The following is a 1,452-nucleotide window of genomic DNA, read 5'->3' as shown; positions in this document are numbered from 1 at the left end:
TGTCCTGCACGGCGCGCTTGAATACGCCACTGATCTGTTCGATGCCGCCACGATCGAGCGCTGGATTGGCTATTTCCAGCGCACCCTCGAGAGCATGGTGACTGACGAGCAGCAACCGGTGCATGTGCTGAACCTGATGGACGAGCAGCAGCGACACCAGGTGGTTGTCGATTTCAACCACACGCCGTGCGACTATCCCCGCGAACGCTTAGTACATCAACTATTCGAGGAACAAGCCGGACGCAACCCGGACAAGATGGCTGTGGTATGCGAAGCGCAGACGGTAAGCTACGCAGAGCTGAACCGTCGTGCCAACCAAGTTGCACACGCTCTGCAAGAAATGGGCGTCAAGCCTGACGATCGCGTGGGCTTATGTCTGGAGCGGAGCATCGAGGTAGTGGTGGGATTACTTGGTATTTTCAAGGCTGGCGGGGCCTATGTGCCGTTAGATCCAGAGTATCCGCAGGAGCGGCTATCTTATATGCTGGAGGACAGCGCGCCGGTCGCGATCGTGACTAGGGAACGCCTGTTGCCCGGGTTGTGTACCACAGTACCGGCGCTGCTGATCGACACGGACCTTGCGCGCCAGCCGGATAGCAATACCGATATTGAGACACTTGGATTGAATGCCAAACACCTGGCTTACGTCATTTACACATCTGGTTCAACGGGCGCGCCAAAAGGTGTCATGATCGAGGGTGGTAGCCTCGTGGAGCATATCCTCGCCTCTGTGGACCGCTACGGGATAGGGCCACAAGACAAGGTACTTCAGTTTTCATCGATTAGCTTCGACCCATCGATCGAACAGATATGTTGCGCATTTGTGACCGGCGCCACCTTGGTGATGCGGCCATCGAAGATCTGGTCGGCGGATGAAATGGTCGAGGCGTTATCGCAGCATGGGGTAACGGTTGCCAATATCACGCCGAGCTACTTGAACGTAGTAGCGTTAGGCAAGCGACACAGCTTGCCCCACCTGAGATTATTGATTGCAGGCGGCGAAGCCCTGTCGATGGAACTTGCCGCTCGATGGGATTTGGACTGCGTGCTGATGAACGCCTATGGGCCAACCGAAACAACGGTGACTGCGACAACGTTCCGCCTGCAGGACCTGCCTTCAAACGGGTCGGGCTCCTTACGCTATATTCCGATTGGACGATCAACCGGCGACACGCAAATTTACGTACTCGACACGCGATTGCAGCCTGTGCCACCGGGTGTCATCGGAGAGATTTATATCGGTGGTGCCAGTGTGGCGCGCGGTTATCTAAACCTGCCGGCTTTGACAGCTGAGCGGTTTTTACCAGATCCGTTCCGATCGAAACAGGGTAGCCGCTTGTACAAGACTGGTGACTTGGGACGCTGGCTGGTGGGCGGCAACGTGGAGTTCCTTGGGCGCAACGATCATCAGGTGAAGATTCGTGGCTTCCGCATTGAATTGGGCGAGGTCGA

General features: G+C 56.4%; 1 protein-coding gene. It reads left to right on the top strand.

The features are described 5' to 3' along the window. Nucleotides 1–1,452: amino acid adenylation domain-containing protein (locus HWE17_RS28410; protein ID WP_176391110.1), on the top strand; the 1,452-nt coding region annotated here is incomplete at both ends.

Origin of the sequence: Janthinobacterium sp. BJB401, assembly GCF_013372745.1 — a bacterium.
GTDB classification, from domain to species: domain Bacteria; phylum Pseudomonadota; class Gammaproteobacteria; order Burkholderiales; family Burkholderiaceae_D; genus Janthinobacterium; species Janthinobacterium rivuli.
This window is presented reverse-complemented; position numbering and strand designations above follow the sequence as displayed.